The 18,558-nt window shown below is 66.2% G+C and carries 22 protein-coding genes and 1 pseudogene; 8 read left to right on the top strand and 15 right to left on the bottom strand.

Annotated elements, in window-relative coordinates:
* From G3N61_RS39565 to G3N61_RS15245, 9 genes are all read right to left on the bottom strand, one after another.
* A partial coding sequence (locus G3N61_RS39565) for a LysR family transcriptional regulator (RefSeq protein WP_241017757.1) occupies positions 1–127 on the bottom strand: 127 nt, incomplete at its 3' end.
* Positions 124–1,068, bottom strand: coding sequence for a catechol 2,3-dioxygenase (locus G3N61_RS15280; protein WP_043178953.1), 945 nt, complete (start codon positions 1,066–1,068; stop codon positions 124–126). The genes G3N61_RS15280 and G3N61_RS39565, both read right to left, overlap by 4 nt.
* Before the next feature lie 18 nt (positions 1,069–1,086).
* The gene (locus tag G3N61_RS15275; RefSeq protein WP_205822904.1) at positions 1,087–1,443 is read right to left on the bottom strand and encodes a 2Fe-2S iron-sulfur cluster-binding protein; all 357 of its coding nucleotides are present in this window, start codon (positions 1,441–1,443) and stop codon (positions 1,087–1,089) included.
* Between the two features lies 1 nt (position 1,444).
* Complete coding sequence (locus tag G3N61_RS15270; protein ID WP_205822902.1) at positions 1,445–2,509, bottom strand: 2Fe-2S iron-sulfur cluster binding domain-containing protein; 1,065 nt, start codon at positions 2,507–2,509, stop codon at positions 1,445–1,447.
* A gap of 25 nt (positions 2,510–2,534) precedes the next feature.
* Positions 2,535–2,891, bottom strand: a complete 357-nt coding sequence (locus G3N61_RS15265; RefSeq protein ID WP_205822901.1) for a phenol hydroxylase subunit P4 — start codon at positions 2,889–2,891, stop codon at positions 2,535–2,537.
* 80 nt (positions 2,892–2,971) lie between these two features.
* Positions 2,972–4,522, bottom strand: a complete 1,551-nt coding sequence (locus G3N61_RS15260; protein WP_205822899.1) for an aromatic/alkene/methane monooxygenase hydroxylase/oxygenase subunit alpha — start codon at positions 4,520–4,522, stop codon at positions 2,972–2,974.
* Positions 4,523–4,560: 38 nt separating this feature from the next.
* Positions 4,561–4,830 (bottom strand): MmoB/DmpM family protein, encoded by a 270-nt coding sequence (locus tag G3N61_RS15255; protein ID WP_043178963.1) that lies wholly within the window; start codon positions 4,828–4,830, stop codon positions 4,561–4,563.
* 35 nt (positions 4,831–4,865) lie between these two features.
* Positions 4,866–5,861, bottom strand: a complete 996-nt coding sequence (locus G3N61_RS15250) for a phenol hydroxylase (protein WP_089453929.1) — start codon at positions 5,859–5,861, stop codon at positions 4,866–4,868.
* 16 nt (positions 5,862–5,877) lie between these two features.
* Positions 5,878–6,090: a phenol hydroxylase subunit gene (locus G3N61_RS15245; RefSeq protein WP_043179277.1), complete on the bottom strand. Its 213-nt coding sequence runs from the start codon at positions 6,088–6,090 to the stop codon at positions 5,878–5,880.
* 304 nt (positions 6,091–6,394) lie between these two features.
* Between G3N61_RS15245 and G3N61_RS15240 the strand changes: the two genes are divergently transcribed.
* Positions 6,395–8,083 (top strand): sigma-54-dependent Fis family transcriptional regulator, encoded by a 1,689-nt coding sequence (locus G3N61_RS15240; RefSeq protein WP_205822898.1) that lies wholly within the window; start codon positions 6,395–6,397, stop codon positions 8,081–8,083.
* 1 nt (position 8,084) lies between these two features.
* Entirely contained in the window at positions 8,085–8,840 is a 756-nt protein-coding gene (locus G3N61_RS15235; protein ID WP_043178967.1) for a GntR family transcriptional regulator, read from the top strand.
* 24 nt (positions 8,841–8,864) lie between these two features.
* Here G3N61_RS15235 and G3N61_RS15230 read toward each other — a convergent pair whose 3' ends face one another.
* Positions 8,865–9,692: a PhnD/SsuA/transferrin family substrate-binding protein gene (locus G3N61_RS15230; RefSeq protein WP_205822897.1), complete on the bottom strand. Its 828-nt coding sequence runs from the start codon at positions 9,690–9,692 to the stop codon at positions 8,865–8,867.
* 301 nt (positions 9,693–9,993) lie between these two features.
* On the opposite strand from G3N61_RS15230, the gene G3N61_RS15225 reads away from it, so the two are divergent.
* The 4 genes from G3N61_RS15225 to G3N61_RS15210 all read left to right on the top strand — a co-directional run bounded on the left by G3N61_RS15225 (position 9,994) and on the right by G3N61_RS15210 (position 13,198).
* The gene (locus G3N61_RS15225) at positions 9,994–11,019 is read left to right on the top strand and encodes a fatty acid desaturase (RefSeq protein WP_205822896.1); all 1,026 of its coding nucleotides are present in this window, start codon (positions 9,994–9,996) and stop codon (positions 11,017–11,019) included.
* Between the two features lie 111 nt (positions 11,020–11,130).
* Entirely contained in the window at positions 11,131–11,562 is a 432-nt protein-coding gene (locus tag G3N61_RS15220; RefSeq protein WP_205822895.1) for a hypothetical protein, read from the top strand.
* Between the two features lie 152 nt (positions 11,563–11,714).
* Positions 11,715–12,917 carry a benzoate/H(+) symporter BenE family transporter gene (locus G3N61_RS15215; RefSeq protein WP_205822894.1) on the top strand — a complete coding sequence of 401 codons (1,203 nt, stop codon included), beginning with the start codon at positions 11,715–11,717 and terminating at the stop codon, positions 12,915–12,917.
* A complete protein-coding gene (locus tag G3N61_RS15210; RefSeq protein WP_205822893.1) occupies positions 12,914–13,198 on the top strand; it encodes a hypothetical protein in 285 nt (94 codons plus the stop codon). The genes G3N61_RS15215 and G3N61_RS15210 overlap by 4 nt, the downstream gene beginning before the upstream one ends.
* 86 nt (positions 13,199–13,284) lie before the next feature.
* On the opposite strand, the gene G3N61_RS15205 is transcribed toward G3N61_RS15210, so the two are convergent.
* On the bottom strand, positions 13,285–13,905 hold the full coding sequence (locus tag G3N61_RS15205) for a type VI secretion system amidase effector protein Tae4 (RefSeq protein ID WP_205822892.1): 621 nt from the start codon (positions 13,903–13,905) through the stop codon (positions 13,285–13,287).
* A 3-nt stretch (positions 13,906–13,908) separates the two neighbouring features.
* Positions 13,909–14,463, bottom strand: a complete 555-nt coding sequence (locus G3N61_RS15200; protein ID WP_205822890.1) for a PAAR domain-containing protein — start codon at positions 14,461–14,463, stop codon at positions 13,909–13,911.
* Between the two features lie 295 nt (positions 14,464–14,758).
* Between G3N61_RS15200 and G3N61_RS15195 the strand changes: the two are divergent.
* Positions 14,759–14,914 (top strand): annotated as a pseudogene (locus G3N61_RS15195) (benzoate/H(+) symporter BenE family transporter); the annotation flags it as partial.
* 25 nt (positions 14,915–14,939) lie between these two features.
* On the opposite strand, the gene G3N61_RS15190 reads toward G3N61_RS15195, so the two are convergent.
* A complete protein-coding gene (locus G3N61_RS15190) occupies positions 14,940–15,827 on the bottom strand; it encodes an NAD(P)H-binding protein (RefSeq protein ID WP_205822888.1) in 888 nt (295 codons plus the stop codon).
* A gap of 362 nt (positions 15,828–16,189) precedes the next feature.
* Positions 16,190–17,107: an AraC family transcriptional regulator gene (locus G3N61_RS15185; RefSeq protein WP_205822886.1), complete on the bottom strand. Its 918-nt coding sequence runs from the start codon at positions 17,105–17,107 to the stop codon at positions 16,190–16,192.
* Between the two features lie 194 nt (positions 17,108–17,301).
* Here G3N61_RS15185 and G3N61_RS15180 point away from each other — a divergent pair, with 194 nt between their 5' ends.
* Positions 17,302–17,502: a hypothetical protein gene (locus G3N61_RS15180; protein WP_205822884.1), complete on the top strand. Its 201-nt coding sequence runs from the start codon at positions 17,302–17,304 to the stop codon at positions 17,500–17,502.
* A 39-nt stretch (positions 17,503–17,541) separates the two neighbouring features.
* On the opposite strand, the gene G3N61_RS15175 is transcribed toward G3N61_RS15180, so the two are convergent.
* Entirely contained in the window at positions 17,542–18,495 is a 954-nt protein-coding gene (locus tag G3N61_RS15175) for a LysR family transcriptional regulator (RefSeq protein ID WP_043178984.1), read from the bottom strand.
* Positions 18,496–18,558: the final 63 nt, after the last annotated feature.

The following is an 18,558-nucleotide window of genomic DNA, read 5'->3' as shown; positions in this document are numbered from 1 at the left end:
GGCCGCTGACGGCGGACGGCGTCAGCGCGAGCCGTTCCGCGGCCGGCGCGAACCCGCGGCTGTCGACGACTTCGAGGAAGGTGCGCAGCAGCGTGATGTCGAGCGAGGTCGACGCGGGATCGGTCAGGTGTAGACGGTCGTGAACGCTTCGTTCAGCTCGCCGGAATGGAAGAAGATCCCGCGCCCGAGTTCGTCCTCGGTCCACGTCGTGACCGGGCGGTCGGGCTGCGCGAGATAGCCGAGCCCCGCGAAGGTTTCGTTGCGGTTGCCGCTCGGATCGAAGAAATAGATGGTCGTGCCGCGCGTGATGCCGTGCCGCGTGGGAGCGACGTCGATCTTCACCTTGTTCTTCGCCATCACGTCGGCCGACTTCAGCACGTCGGCCCAGTCGTCGAGGAAGAACGCGATGTGATGCAGCCCGTTGCGCGGGCCGCCGACGAACGCGATGTCGTGCGGCGTCGAGCTGCGGAACATCCACGTCGCGGCCTGGATCGTGTTGCCCGGGCCGACCATGACCTGCTCGGCCAGGTGGAAGTCGAGGCACTCGGCCATGAAGCGCGTGTTCTCCTCGACGCGGTTCACGCCGGCCTCCGGGTTCAGCTCGCACATCAGCAGGCAGTGGTCGAGCCAGTGCACGGCCGAGCCCGGAATGTCGTCGGGCCACGGATCGGGATTCAGCGAGCCGACCGCGGTGCCGACCAGCTCCTTCTTCGCGAACAGGCGCAGCTCGTGCCCGCTCGGCAGCAGGAAGCGCAACTGGCGGCCCACCGCCGGCAGTGCGCCCTCGGGCAACATCTCCGTCGGGATGCCGTACGCCTCGATACGCTGCTGCAACGCGTCGAGATCGGCGTCGTGCTCGACCTTGTAGGCCGCATGCTTGAGCCCCGCCTGATCGGACGGCGACAGGATCAGCGAATACCGGTCCCATTCGTCCCAGCATTTCAGGTAGACGTTGCCGGCCGCGTCGCGCATCGTCTCCTGCATGCCGAGCACGCGGATGTAGTGACGCAACGCCGCTTCCATGTCCATCACCTTCAGATTGACATGACCAATACGCATCACACCCATGGTGAGTCTCCTCCTTGGTTACTTGTTGAGATCCGGCGTCCCGGCGCACGCCGAGCCGCAGAAAAACGGCTTTCTCAGCCGGCCCGCCACTTCCAGCTCGACGTCGCCGTCCGGCGCGACACGGCACGCGAGCGCATAGCCGTCGAGTTCTTCGTCGGCGCTCACGTGCGCGCGGCTGATCGGCCCGAGCCGGTGCACCGCGCCGCGCAGCACGCGCACCTTGCACACGCCGCACCCGCCGTTCAGGCACCCGACCGGAATGCCGCGCCGGCCGAGCTTCGCCATGCCGGCCAGCAACGATTCGCCGGACGCGCACGCATAGCGCTCGTCGGTCTGCGCGATCGTCACCGTGGCGCACACGCGGCCCGCGTCCATGTCACACCCGCCGGAACAGCGGGCTGCGCGTCTGTTGCGCGTCGGCCGCCGAGATGAACTTCTCGTGATAGATGTCGCGCTCGAACAGGCGGCCCTTCATCAGCGCGGTGATGCACGCGTCGATCATCGCGGGCGGCCCGCACAGGTACGCCTGATGACCCGAGAAGTCGCCGTCGAAATGCGCGATCGCGACGTCGTGCACGAACCCCTGCGCGATTCCGCCGCCGGCATCGGCCGCCCCTTCGGACAGCGCCGGCACGTACGTGAAGTTCGGGTAACGCTCGGCGAGCGCACGGAATTCGTCGTGGTAATAGAGTTCCTTCGCGTTGCGCTGGCCGTAAACCAGCGTGATCGGCGCGGTGACGCCGCTCGCGAGCAGGTCCGCGATCATCGAGCGCGGGCTCGACAGGCCCGATCCGCCGGCCATGAAGATCATCGGCAACGCGGCCGAGCGGCGCACGAAGAAGCGGCCGTACGGGCCCGACAGCCGCACGCGGTCGCCGGTCGCCAGCTGCTCGTGCAGGTAGCCGGTGCCGAGCCCGCCCGGCACCTGCCTGACGTTCAGCTCGATCTCGCCGGTGGCGGCCACGTCGGCCGGTGAATTCGCGATCGAGAACGCACGGCTTTGCCCGAGCCCCGGAATCTCGAGCTGCACGTACTGGCCGGCCTGGAAATGGATCGGCTGCGACAGCTTCAGCCGGATCGACTTGATGGTCGGCGTGAGCGCGTCGATGCGCGTGACGTCCGCCGCGAAGTCCTTGACGGGGATGATCTCCGCGTCGGGCTCCTCGTCGACGTCGGCCTCGATCACGGTGTCGGCCTGCAGCGTCGCGCAGCACGCGAGCGCCTTGCCTTCCTCGCGTTCGAAGTCCATCAGCGCGAACGGGTTCGCGTCGCCGAGGTCGGTCTCGCCGTCGAGCACCGCGACCTTGCAGGTGCCGCACAGCCCGTGACAGCACGCGTGCGGAATGTAGATACCCTGGCGCAACGCCGCGTCGAGCATCGTCTGTCCTTCCTCGACCTCGATCGTGACGCCCAGCGGCTCGATGGTTAGTTGGTGGCTCATGATGGTTCGCCCGTCCGCGTCGCGGTCAGAAGCTCGCGCCGCCGAGGCCGTCGAGGCCCGGCGTGCGGAAGCTGATCAGGTCCTTGTGCCCGAGGCCGTTGCCGGCCAGGCTCTGCGCCGCGTCCGGCGTCCACGGCTCGCCGGAGCGGAACCACTCGACGCGATCCCAGTCGATCTTCGCGAAGTCCGGGTGGTAGCCATAGACGGGCGGCAGCACGTCGCGCGCGAGTGCGCCGAACGGCAGGTCCGGCGGCAGCGGCAGGCAGAACGGCGCCGGGAACATCAGGTGGTCTTCCCAGCACACATAGAGCAGCGGTGCCGGAAACTTCCCGACCGCGTCCTTGATCGGGAAGTCATAGGGTTTGAGCGCGATGACGGCCATGCTTGTCTCCTGTCGGCCGGCGTTCGCGCGTTCGCGCGCGCGCCGGTCTCGTTCAAGGTTGCGTAGGTGTTGCGTATCGATCAGTTGCTCGTGGCCTGGCCACGCCATGCCGCGAAGTTCTTCTGGTCTTCCGAGCCCTCGAAATCGAGGTTGTCGCGGCCCATGCCCACCGCGTAGTAATCGAGTACGGCGGCGAGCGGATCGAAGCCTTCGGCGCTCGGGTCCGCATCCGGCGGGAAGCAGTTGCCCTGGTGGATCTGGTGCACGGGCAACCACGCCTGCACGTACTTCTGCGGTTCGTGATCGAAGATTTCCTTGCAGTGATCGCTGCAGAAATGGAACTTGTTGCCGAGGTAGTCCGATTCGCGCGCGCCGATCTTCCGCGGGTTGCCGGGCTCGGTGAACAGCATCGGGATCTGGCAGGTCTGGCACAGCATCGGCAGCGTCTTCATGTAGAAGCGGTTGCCGGCCTTCGCCTGCTCGCCCCAGTGGTCGAAGCGCGGGCGGTAGTAGCGGTCGAACGAGTCGGGATACTTCGCGGACAGCCACGCCATCTCGTCCTCGGTCGGCACCCACGTGTGGAACGCGGACGCCGCGTTGAAGCCGTAGAACGTCGACCATGCCTGGTGGCTGATGTGGTCCTTGCCTTCGCATGCGTCCTGCCAGCCCTTCGGCTCGCGGATGCCGTAGCGCGCGAGATCCTTGAACAGCGCGCCGCCGTTCTGCTCCGCGTACATTTCCCACGACTCGCGCCAGCTCATCACGCGCTTCGGCTGCATGTAGTCCATCATCATCGCGACGAGCGTCAGCAGCCGGTAGCCGCGCCAGAACCACTTGTCGATCCAGCGCTGCACGATCGGCACGTTGTCCGGATCCTGTTCGAGCAGGAACTTGATGCACTCGATGCCGAGCGTCATGTGGCGCGATTCGTCCGACTGCGCGGAGAAGCCGAACGTGACGGTCGACATGTCGCCGTTGTAGGCCGCGCCCGACATGAACGGCACGAACAGCAGGTTCGTCAGCACGTATTCGAACGAGAAGCTCACGGCGGTCAGGAATTCGAATGGCCCCGACGAGTACGCATCCTCGAAGAACGACTTCGGCACCGACAGGTACCAGACGCGGTCGAACCAGTGGTTCGAGTGATGGAACCCGTTGAAGAACTTGTTGTACGTCGACATCGCGTGCGTTTCGGTCTGGTAGTGCCGCAATTCGTCGATCGACTGCATCTGGCACGCGATGCGCGCGCCCTCGCCGGTGAAGTGCCGGCCGACGTGCGCGAAGCCGCGATGCGCGAGGTATTCGAGCGGCGTCACGCCCTGGATGAACAGCTTCAGCGCGTTGATGTAGCGCGCATCGGTCACGCCGAGGAACGCGTTGTTCTGCGTGAACGCGTCGATCACCGCGTACAGCTTCTTTTCCTTCTCGCCCTGGTATTTCCAGTACGCGTCCATGGTCAGGCGAAACGGATCGACCCACTTGTCCCAGTCGTGGATCTTGATGCCCTCGTAGCGGTCGTACGGGAAGACCTTGTCCATCGGCTGGTAGGTCGTCTCCCAGCCGAGGCCGCGCGTCATCGCCGCATAGCGGTCCTTCAGGCCGAGTTTTTTCTTGAGCGTTGGCGTGTCCATTCGTGTCTCCGGTGTTGTCGGTGCGCGTGGCGCGGCGTTCAGTGCGACCAGCTCAGCGTGAACTGGTCGTCGTCCTCGTCGATGTGGCCGGACAGCGTGATCAGGTTGACCTGAAGCTGCTGCAGGTCGAAGCGCGTGCCGGTCAGTTCCTCGATCGTTTCGCGGCGGATCGTCAGCCGGTCGGGCGAATCGATCTTGACCATGCCGGGCGACTCGACCACCACCGCGAGCGGGTTGTCGGCGACGATCGCCTCGACGATCGGTCTGGACTCCTCATTGGCCTGGAAGGCGATGAATACGTTGGACATGCTGGTTTCCTGGATGAAAGGTGGGCGGCCCGGCGTCAGAGCGCGAGGCCGAGCTTCGCGACACGCGCGTGGAACTGTTCCCGCACTTCGTCGAGCGCGGCGCGGCCGTCGTCCTGCAGCGCCAGCGCCGCCACCGGCGCGAGCGCCGCGTCGGCCCGCGCGGACCAGTCGCGCGTCCAGCGTGCCAGCAGCGCGCGGTTGTCGTCGGATTCGGACGCCATCGTCTTCACGACGGCATCGATCCAGCGGTTCGACTCGGTGTGCCATTCGGGCATGAATGCGGTCAGCATCGCCACCGCCGTGCCGCCCGCGAGCGCGATCCGTTCGTCGACGAAGCGGTCGTACACGAGCGGATATAACAGCCCGTCGAGCGCCAGGTTCTGCGCGACGAACAGTTCGACCGGATCGGCAATCACCAGCGTGTCCTCGACATAACGCCGCAGCGGCTGCCACGCGGCGCCGGCCGTCCACGCCGCCTTGGCTGTGTCGAGCACGTCGGGTTCGGCCATCGCGAGCGCGAGCCGCGTGAGGTACTGCGCGACCCCGAGGTTGTCCATCGCATGAAACATCGCGGGCGCCGTGAACGCGGTGCCGTAGCCGAGCGCGCAGACCTGCGCGTTGTTCATGTTCGCGCCCCAGGCCGCGTGGCGCAGCGGCACCAGCACGTCGAGCGCGTGCGCGGCGACGTCGTCGCGCATCAGGCCGATCATCCGGCGCGACTCGACGAACTCGAAGTTCGCTTCCATCGTGTCCTGCTGGCGCGCCCGCGTGGTCGCCCACGACGCGTAGTAGAACTGGCGCGGGTCCTTCAGCGCGTACCAGTTCGCCATCCGGATCGCCGAACGCGACGCGTCGAAGATCTCGTAATCGGGATCCCACGTCGGGCGGTAATGGAAGTTCGCCTGGGGCTGCGCGCCCATCATGCCTTCCTGGTAGCGCGTCGCCGTCTTGTCGCCGCCGATGTTCTGCGCCACGTGCGCAAAGGTGTGCCGGAGCGGCTTGATGTCGACTGTCTTCAGCTCGATGGTCACTTCTTGCTCCTCAAGGTCATGGGTTCGCTTCGACGTCCAGCCGCGTGACCTGCTGTTCGCGGCAGAACGCGTCGAAGGCGGCAGGAGGCAACGTCAGCTCGACGCACAGCTCCGGCGCACCGCCGATCGACAACTCGAATTCGACGAAGCCGCGCGGGTTCGTGCCGGTGACGCGGACGCACTTGCGGCCCGGGTCGAGTGGGGAAAGATCGGTGTCGGTTGGATTCATGATCAGTGTCGCCTCCATGCCGTCCTTCAATGCAGCATCCGTGCCACGCGCGGCCGGTTCCGCAAAAAATCTCGATAATTCAGGGAAAGCCCTGACGCAAAGTTCAAATTCGCGATCCACAATGGCGGTTAACCAGAAGGGAAAACGCGCCCGAGACACTGCGCCAAACGCCTGATTCGGCGGCCCTCTTCATCATTTGAGCAACCTGGCGGCACGCATTTGATGAAATGATCAAACGGTCGCCCGGGTTGGGGCGCCGCTTGCGGAAATTTCGAAAATCACGAGAAATCTCGACGGAGGAGACATGACGCGGCCCAGCCTGCCCCCCTTGCCGCCGGACACCGACCTGCGCAAGCTGATCCATTTTTCGGCGAGCGACGGCCGCATCTGGCTCGCCGGACAGCGGATGGTGCTGCTCCATGCCGGCGCGCTGGCGACGCTGCGCCAGGAGTTGATGGAAAGCGTCGGGCCCGCGCAGACGCGGCGCTTCTTCACGCGCGTCGGCTTCGCCGCCGGCGAACGGGACGCCGCGCTCGCCCGCGAGATCCGCAGCGGCGCGTCGCTGTTCGACATGTTCCATGTCGGCCCGCAGCTGCACATGCTCGAAGGCGCCGTGCAGGTCACGCCGCTGCGCTTCGAGGCCGATCCCGCGACGGGCGCGTTCTATTGCGAATACCGCTGGGAACATTCATGGGAGGCCGACGTGCACCGCCGCACGTTCGGGCCGCAGCCCGAGCCGGTGTGCTGGATGCTGATCGGTTATGCGACCGGCTATACGAGCGCGTTCATCGGCCGGACGATCCTGTTCAAGGAAACGAGCTGCGTCGGCATGCACGACCCGCACTGCACGATCGTCGGCAAGCCGGCCGAGGAATGGCCCGACGCCGAGGAAATCTCGTCGTGGTTCAAGGCCGATTCGCTGATCAACACGATCCGCGACCTGCAGACCGAGGTCGAGTCGCTGCGCCTCGAGATCGCACCCGACGATGGCCGCACGCGGCTCGTCGGACGCTCCGACGCGTTTCGCGCCGCCTATGCGCTGCTCGAGACGGCCGCGCCGACCAAGGTGGCCGTCCTGCTCACGGGAGAGACGGGCGTCGGCAAGGAGCGCTTTGCGCGCGCGCTGCACAGCCTCAGCCCGCGCGCCGCCAAGCCGTTCGTCGCAATCAACTGCGCGGCCATTCCGCACGCGCTGATCGAGTCGGAACTGTTCGGCGCGGAGAAAGGCGCCTTCACGGGGTCGCAGGTCGCGCGGGCCGGGCGCTTCGAGCGCGCGAACGGCGGCACGCTGTTCCTCGACGAAATCGGCGAGCTGCCGCTCGACGTGCAGGCCAAGCTGCTGCGCGTGCTTCAGGAAGGCGAGGTCGAACGGCTCGGCGCGACCGACGGCAGGAAGGTGGACGTGCGCGTCGTCGCGGCGACCAACCGCGATCTCGAACAGGCCGTGCGCGACGGCACCTTCCGCGCCGACCTCTACTACCGGATCAACGTCTACCCGGTGCTGATTCCGCCGCTGCGCGACCGGCAGGACGACATCGCGCTGCTCGCCGACGCGATGCTGGAACGCTTCGCGTCGCTGCACGGCAAGCCGGCGCCCACGCTGACCGACTATGCGTACGACGCGCTGCGCGGCTACCGGTGGCCCGGCAACGTGCGCGAGTTGGAGAACCTGATCGAGCGCGCAGTGATCCTGTCGCGCCCCAACCGGCCGGTCGACGCGAAGGACCTGTTCCCCGGCGTCGGGCTGCCTGGCGGCGCGACCGTCGATCGTGCGGGGCAGATCAAGCCGGCCGCCGCGCTATCGATCGACTGCGCGACGATCCTCGACCAGTTGCAGGGCGGCGGCGGGCTCGACGGCCTCGAGCGCGCGCTGCTGCACGAGGCCGTCGATCGCTCGAACGGCAACCTGTCGGCCGCCGCCCGCCTGCTCGGGCTGACGCGCGCGCAGCTCAGCTATCGCCTCAACCGCAAACAGGATTCGGAGGACGCGTGACATGAATACCATCCTGCCCACCCACCCGTTCGCCGACGCGCTGCCCGACGACTCCGCGCCTGCGATCGAGCCGGCCGCCGACGACGCGGTCGAACCGCATGCCCGCACGCTCAGCGAGCATGCGTACCACCAGCTTCGCCAGCACATCATCGAGGGGCACTACCCGCCCGGCGCGAAGCTGCGCGTCGAGCACCTGAAGAACGTGTACGGCGTCGGCGCGGGCACGCTGCGCGAGGCGCTCACGCGGCTGGTCAGCGATGCGCTGGTCGTCGCCGAAGGGCAGCGCGGGTTTCGCGTCACGCCGATGTCGGTCGACGATCTCGAAGCGATCACGCGGCTGCGCATCCATATCGAGGTCGATGCGCTGCGCGAATCCGTGCGGCGCGGCGACGATGCGTGGGAACAAAGAGTGCGGCAAAGCTTCGAGATGCTGTCGGCCTGGGAGCAGCCGGTATCGATCGAACACCGGACCGCGTGGGAAGCATGCAACCGGCGCTTTCACGAAGCGCTGATCTCGGCGGCCGCGACGCCGTGGACTTACCTGATCCTGCGCATGCTGTCGCAGCAAAGCGAACGTTACCGGCGCGTGTGCATCGGGCTCGGCGATTCGAAGCGCGACGTGCATGCGGAGCACAAGTGCCTGTTCGACGCCGCGATGCGGCGCGCCGATGCGCGCGCGGCGCTCGCGCTCGAAGACCATATCGGCACGACGCTCGCCGTCGTGCGCAACGCGCCGCCCGGCACGCTGCCGTTCTAGCGCTTCAACGCGCGCTCGCGGCGCTCAGGCCAGCGCGGGATAACCGTGCGCGGCCGCCTGCTGCTCGAACCGCGCAATCCTGTCGTAGTCGGCTGGCGACAGCCGTTCGAATCCCTTGAGCCGCAACACGCGCGCCCGTTCCGCATCGGCCGTCACTGCGTGATCGAGCGCATCCTGCAACGCAGCGACCTGTGTGTCCTCCAGTGCCCGCGAGGCGATGAACGGTAACCCCGGCGCGGATGCGGTCATCCCGACGATCCGGAGGTCCTGCAGCAACTCGGGCAACGCATCGCGCACGTATGCGAACGTCACGCAGTCGATCGCTGCGCAATCGGCGTCGCCCGAAGCCAGCGCACGCAGTACGTTCAGGTGCGAGCCGAACGCCGCCACCGATCCGAAGAATCGTCCGTCGTGCGCATGCGGCGCAACCGCATGCCGGAGCGCGTTCATCCCGCTGTGCGAATCTCGACCGTTGAATGCGGCCCGCAGCCCCCGGCATGCGGCGAGCGTCGTCGCGCCGGCCGCATGCGCACGTGCCGACACGACCAGCACGCTGCTGTAGTGCGCGCCATCGCAGCCGTCCGCGTCGAAAGAGGGTGTCGCGATCAGTCGCACGACATCGCGCAAGCCCAGCATCCGGTACGGGTAGCCGCAGGTCTGCGACAGCAGCAGATCGGCGCGCCGCCACAGCGCGTGAAGATCGTCGAAGGATTCATCGGGAAGCGTGACATCGGCGGCGGGCCCGCCCGCGTTTGCGAACGCATCGAGTGCATCGCGCAGCAGTGCGCGCCACAGTGCGTCGTGGCGCGGCGTCACGTTGTACATCGGCAGGGCGGCGATCCATGAGCTCATGCGGGCATTCTACGCATCGACGCTCGCGTAGCGGAACCCGGTTCGATCGCGCCAAAACAGGGGCTGAACGTGGCGCGGCACGCCCGAAGCTTATCGGCCCCGCGACGATAAGCAAATCCGAATCGATTGGTTGGCCGCGCGGCGCGATCCCGGTACCGTCCTGATGCCTGCTCGCGCATCGCCACCACGCGTGATGCCGGACAGGCCGACCGTGATCCGCGAGACACCTGCGCACCCGGGCCGAGCTTGCCGGTTCAACCGCGCGTTCCCCGCACCGCCCGTTCAATCCCGCCTCAACGCCATGGCCGAATACTTCGACGTCGACCACGCGCGTGCGATCGCCGCGCTCGACACCCGCTTCACCGCCCGCACCGAGTGGCCGACCTGGCTGCTGGTCGTCGCGATCTACGGCGGCTGGCTCGCCGTGCTGCTGCTCGTGCGCGACGGCACCCTGTCGCGCGCGGCCGCGACGCCGCCGCTGATCCTGCTCGGCGCATGGCACCTGTCGCTGCAGCACGAGCTGCTGCACGGCCACCCGACGCGCTCCGCGCGTGTGAACAAGCTGCTCGGCTATCCGCCGCTGACGGTCTGGTATCCGTACACGCTGTATCGCGACACGCATCTCGACCATCATCGCGACGAAGACCTGACCGCGCCGGGCGTCGATCCCGAAACGAATTACGTCACGCGCGAGCACTGGGCACGGCTGCCGCGCTGGCGCCGAGTGCTGACGGTCGCACGCAAGACCTTCGTCGGTCGATTCGTCGCCGGGCCGCCGCTGAGCATCGCCGCGATGGGCGTCGACGCATTTGCCGCGTTCCGGCGCGGCGATTTCCGCTATCTGCCGATGTGGGCGACGCACGTCGCCTGCGTGGTTGCGCTGCTCGCGTGGCTGCAGTGGGCGATCGGCATCCCGTGGTGGTATTACCTGCTCGCGATCACGTGGCCCGCGTTGTCGATCGCGATGATCCGCTCGCTGTACGAGCACCGCGCCGCGCCGCATCCGAAGGCGCGCATCGCGATCAATGAAGCCGGCTTCGCGATGCGGCTGCTGTACCTGAACAACAACTATCACCTCGTCCATCACGACCTGCCGAAGCTGCCGTGGTACGACCTGCCGCGCGCGTACCGGATGCGCCGCGACGCGTATGCGGAGAAATGCGGCGGCTTCGTGATTCGCGGCGGGTATCGCGAACTGCTGGCGCGCCATGCGTGGACGCCGACCGATACGCCCGTGCATCCGTTCGAGCAGGGCACGGCGTCGTTGTCGACGGGGCGGGGCGCGAAGGTGGCGGTGGTCGACGAGGTGTTGCAGATCAGTACGTGACCCTGGGGCGATCCTCGTCGTCGCGGCGAAAACGCGCCGATCCCGCCGCTTCCGGTACAGTCTCCACCGGGAAAACGGGCCACGGCAATCCGGCAGGAGGAGACGTCAAGCATGCACGCACCAGAATCGACATCACGCACGCGTAACGGGGCCCGGCGCGTCCTGGCGGCCCTGCTGCTGACCCTGCTTCCACTGACCGGATTCGCGGAAGGCACGGTCGGATTCCGCGACGACATCCTGCCCCTGTTCCGCAACAAGCCGGCGCTGGAGCGCTTCGTCCTGGCAACCTTCGAGATGCGCGGCGCCGCGGTCGGCATTCGCATCTCGGGTGCCGCCATCCCCGGTTTGTCCGGCGCGAGAATCGGCCCCTACACGGTGCCCGTCGACTGGCGCGATCACGGCAAGCCGGTTCCGGCCACGCTGACGATCTACACGACCCAGATCTTTTACGACAGCCACGGCCGCACGCTCGAAGGCGATCTGACACAGGCGGTCAAGGTCGTGGAGCAAGTCGATTCGATCTCCGTCGATCCGGCTCGCTAACGGCCAAAACCTTACAAAATACCGACAACACCGCTCACACCCGCGCATTGCCAATTGCGTCGGCAATGCCCAGAATGACGGCTCGTCCGGGGCTTCCAACAATCATTCGCCCCGGCTCTGCCCCCGGCCGCGCGCCGCACTTCCCCACGACGATGCAACCGAACACCCCGCCCGGCACGATCCGCGCGATCGGCAACGACTGGTCCGTCTCCGCGATTACCGCGGGCTTTCTCGCGGTGCTGATTTCCTATGCGGGCCCGCTCGCGATCTTCTTCCAGGCCGCACAGGCCGCCCATGTGTCCGACGCGATGGTGTCGTCGTGGGTCTGGGCGATCTCGATCGGCGCGGGCGTATCGGGCCTGTTCGCGAGCTGGAAGCTGAAGGTGCCGATCATCACCGCGTGGTCGGCGCCCGGCACCGCGCTGCTCGTCGGCCTGTTTCCGCAACTGACGCTCAACCAGGCCGTCGGCGCGTACCTCACGGCCGCGCTGATCATCCTGCTGATCGGCGTGACCGGCTATTTCGACCGGCTCGTCCGCCATATTCCGCGCGGTATCGCGTGCGGGATGATGGCCGGCATCCTGCTGCCGTTCGGCACGCATGCGTTCGCCGCCGCGTCGGAGCAGCCCGCGCTCGCGTTCGGGATGATCGCGGCCTACGTGATCTTCAGGCGCCTGCTGCCGCGCTACAGCATCGTGCTCGTGCTGCTCACGGGCGCCGCGCTCGCGACGCTGCTCGGGATGACGCATCTCGGCAACGTGTCGGCGAGCCTCGCGCACCCGATCTTCATCGCGCCCGAATGGACGCTCGGCACGACGCTCAGCCTCGCGCTGCCGCTCGTCGTCGTCAGCCTCACCGGCCAGTTCCTGCCGGGCATGACGATCCTGCGGGTGTCCGGCTATCACACCCCCGCGCGGCCGATCATCACGGCGACCAGTGTGATGTCGCTCGTGGTCGCGTGCTTCGGCGGGATCACGATCGTCGTCGCGGCGATCACGGCCGCGCTGTGCACCGGCAAGGACGCGCACGAGGACCCGGACCGGCGCTACATCGCCGGGCTCGCGAACGGAGCGATCTACCTGGTCGGCGGGCTGTTCGCGGGCACGATCGTCACGGTGTTCTTCGCGCTGCCGAAGGCATTCGTCGCGATCCTCGCGGGGCTCGCGCTGATCGGTGCGATCGGCGCGAACGTACACGGGATCTTCGAGGAAGAAAACCACCGCGAGGCGTCGCTGATCACGTTCCTTGCGACCGCATCGGGCATGACGTGGCTCGGGCTCGGCTCCGCGTTCTGGGGAATCGTGATCGGGTCGCTTTCGTATGCGGTACTGAACAAGGTGCGGCGACCGGCGTGATGTGCAACGTCAGTCGCAGCCTCGGCCAGTCAGGTGTGCAATATGCGCACGCACAGAAACGCCAAGAGCCAATGGGCAGCGACCACGCCAACGAGATATCCGGCAATGACGAGCGGCGGGCGGGGCCGCGCAAACAGGTAGAAACCCAACGCCGCAAACAGAATCATCGGGCCAAAGACGTACGAGAACAGTTTGATCGTACTCTGTATGGTTATAGCGCAAGCATCCACGCCGCCGCCACACTCGCCCGCGCGCGGGACGCAGAGGCTCGAAAAGACTGAGCACAAGTAACTGTCAATCAACGTCCATATGACAACACTAGCGACGCCAGTGAGCCCGAATCCTGCGGTCCCAAAGAAACGGCGCATTACTTGATTTCCCAAAAGAGTATCTGCTTGGAGTTGCGCAGGTCTGACCAACCGAAATCCGTGTCGGGGAGAAGTTCGTGCAGGCCGAAAACTCTGCCGAACGTTGATATCGCACCAGGCACACTGCTGATCGTCATTCGCGAACCGTTCCACAAATCTATGTGGCCACCACTCGCATTCGCGGTCGATTCGCCGTCGCGCGTCCAGTACCTGGAGAACTGTATGATACCGGTGCGCCCCTTGACCTTCGACTCCCATTCCGACCCAGTGATGTCCTCTGCTTTGGGAAGACCGGCGAAGGGCTGCAGCTGCAACCATTTTCCCATCTCTTCGGCACGCGTTGCGGTCGGTTTATCATCGAGAAAGATTCGGCCGATAGTCTTTGCACCCGACACGGGCCTTATCGTCTTCGAGTTGAATGACTTCATGCCAACGCCTACGCGATGCAATGTGACACTCATCCGAATGGCGCATTGATTTGTGTAGGCGGGGTTGTCATACGGCTTGCCCGAGGGGAAGTTATCCCAAAGCTCTTTAAACGTGACGCCTGAAAGAGGTACTTCCCTCTCTGAACCTTGCGTGTTGTTCGAACGGATTTTGATTGGCTTAGGGTGTGGCACGTGTCATTCTCCGTGTTGCTTCACGAGAGCGTCATCACCCCAATAGATGGTGTAGTCGTCGGAGTTGTCACCGGTGTGGATGCGGGGAAGCCGGCCGCTCGCGTCAAGCCTCCCGTAATGCACGCGGCCATCCGAAGTTTCGATGTAGTACGGCATGCCTTCCGTCGCATGCTCGGTCGCCTTCACGCGTTCGTCGTATGCGCCTTTCTTGACCGATGCGACGCCACCGGTTGCCGTGCGGCTCGAAACGACTTCCCCGAGGCCCTTTAGCCCATCACTGCACCATGCTTCGCCGGCAAGTGAAGCCATGATATGCGGAGGCGCCGAGCAACCGCACAGTACGATGTCTTGGTCTAGTGCGACCTCGCCTTGAAACTTGAGCCGATACGGACCACCCGCCTTTGCGATGATACCGGTGTCTTTGCATGCCTCGCAGAATGCGCTTCCGCCAATCAGAGCTGCTTGATGCCCATGAAAAAGGAACGGTGGTCCGCTGTATGGCTGAATTGCCCCGCCACTTGAAAGACTATCGCCAACAACTGCAATGCGTCGCTTCATTGACTGATCCTTTCGAAAAGGTCAATCCTAATCGCGTCACGCATCGACTCATCTCAATAAAATTCGTACTACATAAAACATAAACGTCCCGTGCCGGGGAGTATCTGACGCACGGCGCTTCGTTACTTCGACGCCGGCGTCCTGAACCTGCCCTGCGACCGGACCAGCAGCGGCGCATGCCCTACACGCGCCGCCTGCAAGCGGTTACTTCGTTTCCCTGGCAACCGATCACATCCCGTCGCCCCAATCGTCCTCCAGACTCACCGACACGATTTCGCCATGTTCGTACAGGGTGATCTTCGAGGAAGAAAACCACCGCGAGGCGTCGCTGATCACGTTCCTTGCGACCGCATCGGGCATGACGTGGCTCGGGCTCGGCTCCGCGTTCTGGGGAATCGTGATCGGGTCGCTTTCGTATGCGGTACTGAACAAGGTGCGGCGACCGGCGTGATGTACAACATCAGTCGCCACCGCCGCTACCGCGCGTGCTGGCGCACCAGTTGCGCGAGTGCGTCAGTCAGCGTCGTCGTCCCGTAAAGCCGCTCCGACACACCGTCCTCGACGTCGATCAGCCCGGCGTTGTGCACGTCGTACAGATCGACGATCAACTGCGCATGGCGTTCGCTGAGGCCGGCGCGCAGCAGCGTCGCGGCCCAGGTGTCGCGCGGCAGTTCATGCGCGACGATTGCCCGGCCGGCCGCTACGCCGAGCGTATCGGCAATCGCCGTCACGCTCACCCGCCGCGGCCCTTCGACACTGACGATGCGCGGCCCGTTGCCGCGTTCTGGCGCATCGACCAACAACCGCGCCGCGACGACGCCCACATCCGGCGCCCAGACCGTCGGGAACACCTTGCCGACCGGATGGTGAAAGCTCGGCAGCACGCCGGTGCCGAGCGCGACCGGCAGGATGCGCGCCCAGTTCTGCAGATGCTCGGCCGAACGCAGCAGCGTCAGGTGCGTCGGGATCGCCTTCAGCCGTTCCTCGAAGTGATGAAACAGGCGGGTGATGCCCGTATTGCCGTCGCGCTCCGCGCCGTAGTCCGACAGCGCGAGCAGCACCGGCGGCGGATTCGCGGCGAGCGCGGCGGTCGCGACATCGATCGTCCGCGTCATCGTCGCGGCCGGATCGGGGTCCGCGACGGGTACCGGGCACAGTATCTGCACGGCCCGCGCGCCGTCGATCGCCGCAGCGATCGCGTTCGCGTCCGTCAGCTCGGCGATCACGACGTCGCAGCCGAGCTGCGCGAAACGTTCACGATGGCGTGCGTCGCGCAACACCGCGCGCACGGGATGGCCGGCGTTGCGCAAGGCCGTCACGGTCGACTGGCCGACGTTGCCGGATGCACCGAAGATCACGAACACGATTCGCTCCTGAGGGGGTGAAGGTGGGGTGATTGTCGGGTTGCGCGGAGGGAGCGGCGCACAGGGAGGGATGAAACCAGCAGGAAAGGATGATGGGTTTGGGGGCGGTGGCCATGCGAGTCGTCCGCCGCCTTGCTAGTGGCTTCGCGTCCTGCGGTCTGCCGATGACGGGCAACGACGACACACTGGCGATGGATGAGCTGCTCATGCCAAGGCGCTGCGCTTCAGCAGGCCCGTCGAGACCGGGAACGGTGCAGCGCTTTCTGGATGAGGACGATCGCGGTCATTGTCCAACAGCCTGTCGGACAAGGGCCCCGAGATCCGAAGCGACAACGCATATCCCGCGCGGCGCCATCGCTCCGCTATGCCCCGCTCGCGCTGCTCTCGCCGTCATAAGCCAGTCGCAGCCCGCCCCGCTCGCCCGACCGCGCAATCTCGGTCGGCGTCGCACCCAGCACGCGATTCATCCAGTTCGCCATGTGGCTCTGGTGTGCAAACCCGGCTTCGAGCGCGACCTGGCTGATGCTCAGCCGGCCTTCGAGCAACAACGCCTTCGCGCGCTCGACCCGGCGCCGCACGACGTACTGGTGCACGGGCATCCCGAGCGTTTCGCGGAACAGCACCTTGAAGTGCGGCACGCTGATCGACACGAGCGCCGCGAGTTCGGCCAGCGTCATGCGCTGGTCGAGGTTCGCTTCGACATAGTCGATCACGCGCGCGGCCGCTTTCGGCGCGAGGGTGCGGCGACGCTCGCGAAACGCCGGCTGGCCGTCGACCAGTCGCGCGACGAGCGCCGTGCACAGGCTTTCCGCATAGAGCGGATCCGACGCGTCTTCCGCTTCGAGTTCGGCGGCCATCGCCCACGCGATGTGCTGCAGGCGCGGATCGCGCACCTGCAGCCGGCGGCGGATCTGCCCCTGCGACGGCTTCAGTTCGAGTTGTTCGACGGTCCGCCGCACGAACGTGTCGGTAAGCGCGATATGGAGGATCCGGCAGTCGGCGCTGTCGGTCCACTGGCCGGGCAGGCCGGCCGGAATCACGTCGACGTCGCCATGTGCCTGGATGCGCGACACGCGCTCGCCGTCGCACACGCAATCCGCGCGGACGGGCGGCCCGATATGCACGCCGATCCGGTGATGGTCGGCCGCCGGAATCCGGTAGGTGCCCGCGCGAATCTCCAGCAGCGACGCGCCGAAGCCCTGCCAGCCGAGCCCGCGGCTGGTGCGCAGGCTGACCGGGACGCCGTTGTCCGTCGGCGCCGCGAGAATCGCATCGCTCATGGCCTTCCTCCCGTGGATGGGGATGTCGAACGCGCATTGTGACGCGTTTTCGGGCCGCCTGCCGGGCCTGCCGGGGGCACGCCCGGGCCGAGCAGAAAAAGATCATCCGTTTCTGCTCAGGGGCATCCTTGCGTGTGCGCCGGCGGGCGCGGCGCCGCTTACGATGGCCCCATCCGACACCTACGGAGACCGTCATGCCCCATCAATGCCTTGCGCAACGCGTCGCGCTCTCTGCGTCCTCGCCTTCCGCCGTTCCCCGCCCGTCATCCGGCCCCCGCTCCCGCAATGACCGCGCCACGATCGCCGCCTGGTGCCTGCGCATCGTCGGCTGGTACCGGCTCGAACGGCTGCTCGCATCGATCCCCGACAGCAACGACGATTTCGGGCTCGTCTGACCGGCCACGCGGCCGGCGTCGTTCGATCCAGTGCGCCGCCTACTTGCGCCGCCGCTCGTGCGGCGCCACCGTCGCGCCGTCGATCACCGGCGCGCCCTGCTTGATCAGGAAATCGCGGAACAACCCCGTGACCTGCGAGATCCGCCGGTCGGCGAGCGTGACCACATACCATTCGCGCTCGATCGGGTTGCCGGGGAACGGCAGTTGCCCGAGCAGCCCCGCGCGCAGTTCGAGTGCACACGCGTGCAACGACAGGAACGCGATGCCGAGCCCGGCTTCGGCCATCTGCTTGATGGCCTCGTTGCTCGACAGTTCGGAGCCCACATGGAAGCGGTAGCCGGCCGTCTTGAACAGGCTCTCGACGGTCGAGCGCGTGCCCGCGCCGCGTTCGCGCACGAGCAGGTGCGCGGATTCGAGATCCTTCAGCGCGACGCGCTTGCGCTGCATCAGCGGATGGCCGGGCGCCGCGACGAACACCATCGGATGCTTCGCGAACTCGACCGCGTGCGTGCGCAGCTCCTTCGGCGCGCTGCCCATCACCGCGAGATCGATTTCATGCGTGGCGAGCATGCGGATGATGTCGTCGCGATTGCCGACCTTGAAGTACGTCTTCACATGCGGGCGCGTCGCGGTGAATTTCACGAGCAGCGGCGGAATCAGGTATTCGGCCGTCGTGATCGCGCCGATCCGCAGCGTGCCGCCCAGATCGCCCGTCAACGCGGCCACTTCGTCGCCGGCCTCGGTCCACAAATGCAGGATCTCGCGCGCATAGCGCGACACGATCTCGCCGGCCGCGGTCAGCTGCACGCCACGCCCCACCCGCTGCAGCAACGCGGCGCCCACCGCCTCCTCGAGCAGGCGAACCTGCAGCGACACGGCCGGCTGCGTCAGGTTCAGCTCCTCGGCCGCCCGCGACACGCTGCCGAGCCGCGCAATCATGTCCAGCGCCTTCAGTTGCCGAAACGTCGCGGTCTTTCCTATAAGTGAATACATATGAGTCGCTTATAAACATTAAATTGTTCGAGTGGGTTCGAAACTATATCGTCGGTTCTTGAG

Origin of the sequence: Burkholderia sp. Ac-20349 (assembly GCF_017104865.1) — a bacterium.
GTDB classification, from domain to species: Bacteria; Pseudomonadota; Gammaproteobacteria; order Burkholderiales; family Burkholderiaceae; genus Burkholderia; species Burkholderia aenigmatica.
The sequence above is the reverse complement of the archived record's forward strand: the minus strand, read 5'-3'. Positions and strand labels throughout refer to the sequence as shown.

Coding starts and splice junctions, on each gene's coding strand:
- G3N61_RS15180 (WP_205822884.1), top strand. CDS start 17,302: ATGCCCCATCAATGCCTTGCGCAACGCGTCGCGCTCTCTGCGTCCTCG.
- G3N61_RS15280 (WP_043178953.1), bottom strand. CDS start 1,068: ATGGGTGTGATGCGTATTGGTCATGTCAATCTGAAGGTGATGGACATG.
- G3N61_RS15235 (WP_043178967.1), top strand. CDS start 8,085: ATGAATACCATCCTGCCCACCCACCCGTTCGCCGACGCGCTGCCCGAC.
- G3N61_RS15220 (WP_205822895.1), top strand. CDS start 11,131: ATGCACGCACCAGAATCGACATCACGCACGCGTAACGGGGCCCGGCGC.
- G3N61_RS15255 (WP_043178963.1), bottom strand. CDS start 4,830: ATGTCCAACGTATTCATCGCCTTCCAGGCCAATGAGGAGTCCAGACCG.
- G3N61_RS15275 (WP_205822904.1), bottom strand. CDS start 1,443: ATGGACGCGGGCCGCGTGTGCGCCACGGTGACGATCGCGCAGACCGAC.
- G3N61_RS15260 (WP_205822899.1), bottom strand. CDS start 4,522: ATGGACACGCCAACGCTCAAGAAAAAACTCGGCCTGAAGGACCGCTAT.
- G3N61_RS15230 (WP_205822897.1), bottom strand. CDS start 9,692: ATGAGCTCATGGATCGCCGCCCTGCCGATGTACAACGTGACGCCGCGC.
- G3N61_RS15245 (WP_043179277.1), bottom strand. CDS start 6,090: ATGAATCCAACCGACACCGATCTTTCCCCACTCGACCCGGGCCGCAAG.
- G3N61_RS15265 (WP_205822901.1), bottom strand. CDS start 2,891: ATGGCCGTCATCGCGCTCAAACCCTATGACTTCCCGATCAAGGACGCG.
- G3N61_RS15240 (WP_205822898.1), top strand. CDS start 6,395: ATGACGCGGCCCAGCCTGCCCCCCTTGCCGCCGGACACCGACCTGCGC.
- G3N61_RS15225 (WP_205822896.1), top strand. CDS start 9,994: ATGGCCGAATACTTCGACGTCGACCACGCGCGTGCGATCGCCGCGCTC.
- G3N61_RS15215 (WP_205822894.1), top strand. CDS start 11,715: ATGCAACCGAACACCCCGCCCGGCACGATCCGCGCGATCGGCAACGAC.
- G3N61_RS15200 (WP_205822890.1), bottom strand. CDS start 14,463: ATGAAGCGACGCATTGCAGTTGTTGGCGATAGTCTTTCAAGTGGCGGG.
- G3N61_RS15270 (WP_205822902.1), bottom strand. CDS start 2,509: ATGAGCCACCAACTAACCATCGAGCCGCTGGGCGTCACGATCGAGGTC.
- G3N61_RS15175 (WP_043178984.1), bottom strand. CDS start 18,495: ATGTATTCACTTATAGGAAAGACCGCGACGTTTCGGCAACTGAAGGCG.
- G3N61_RS15185 (WP_205822886.1), bottom strand. CDS start 17,107: ATGAGCGATGCGATTCTCGCGGCGCCGACGGACAACGGCGTCCCGGTC.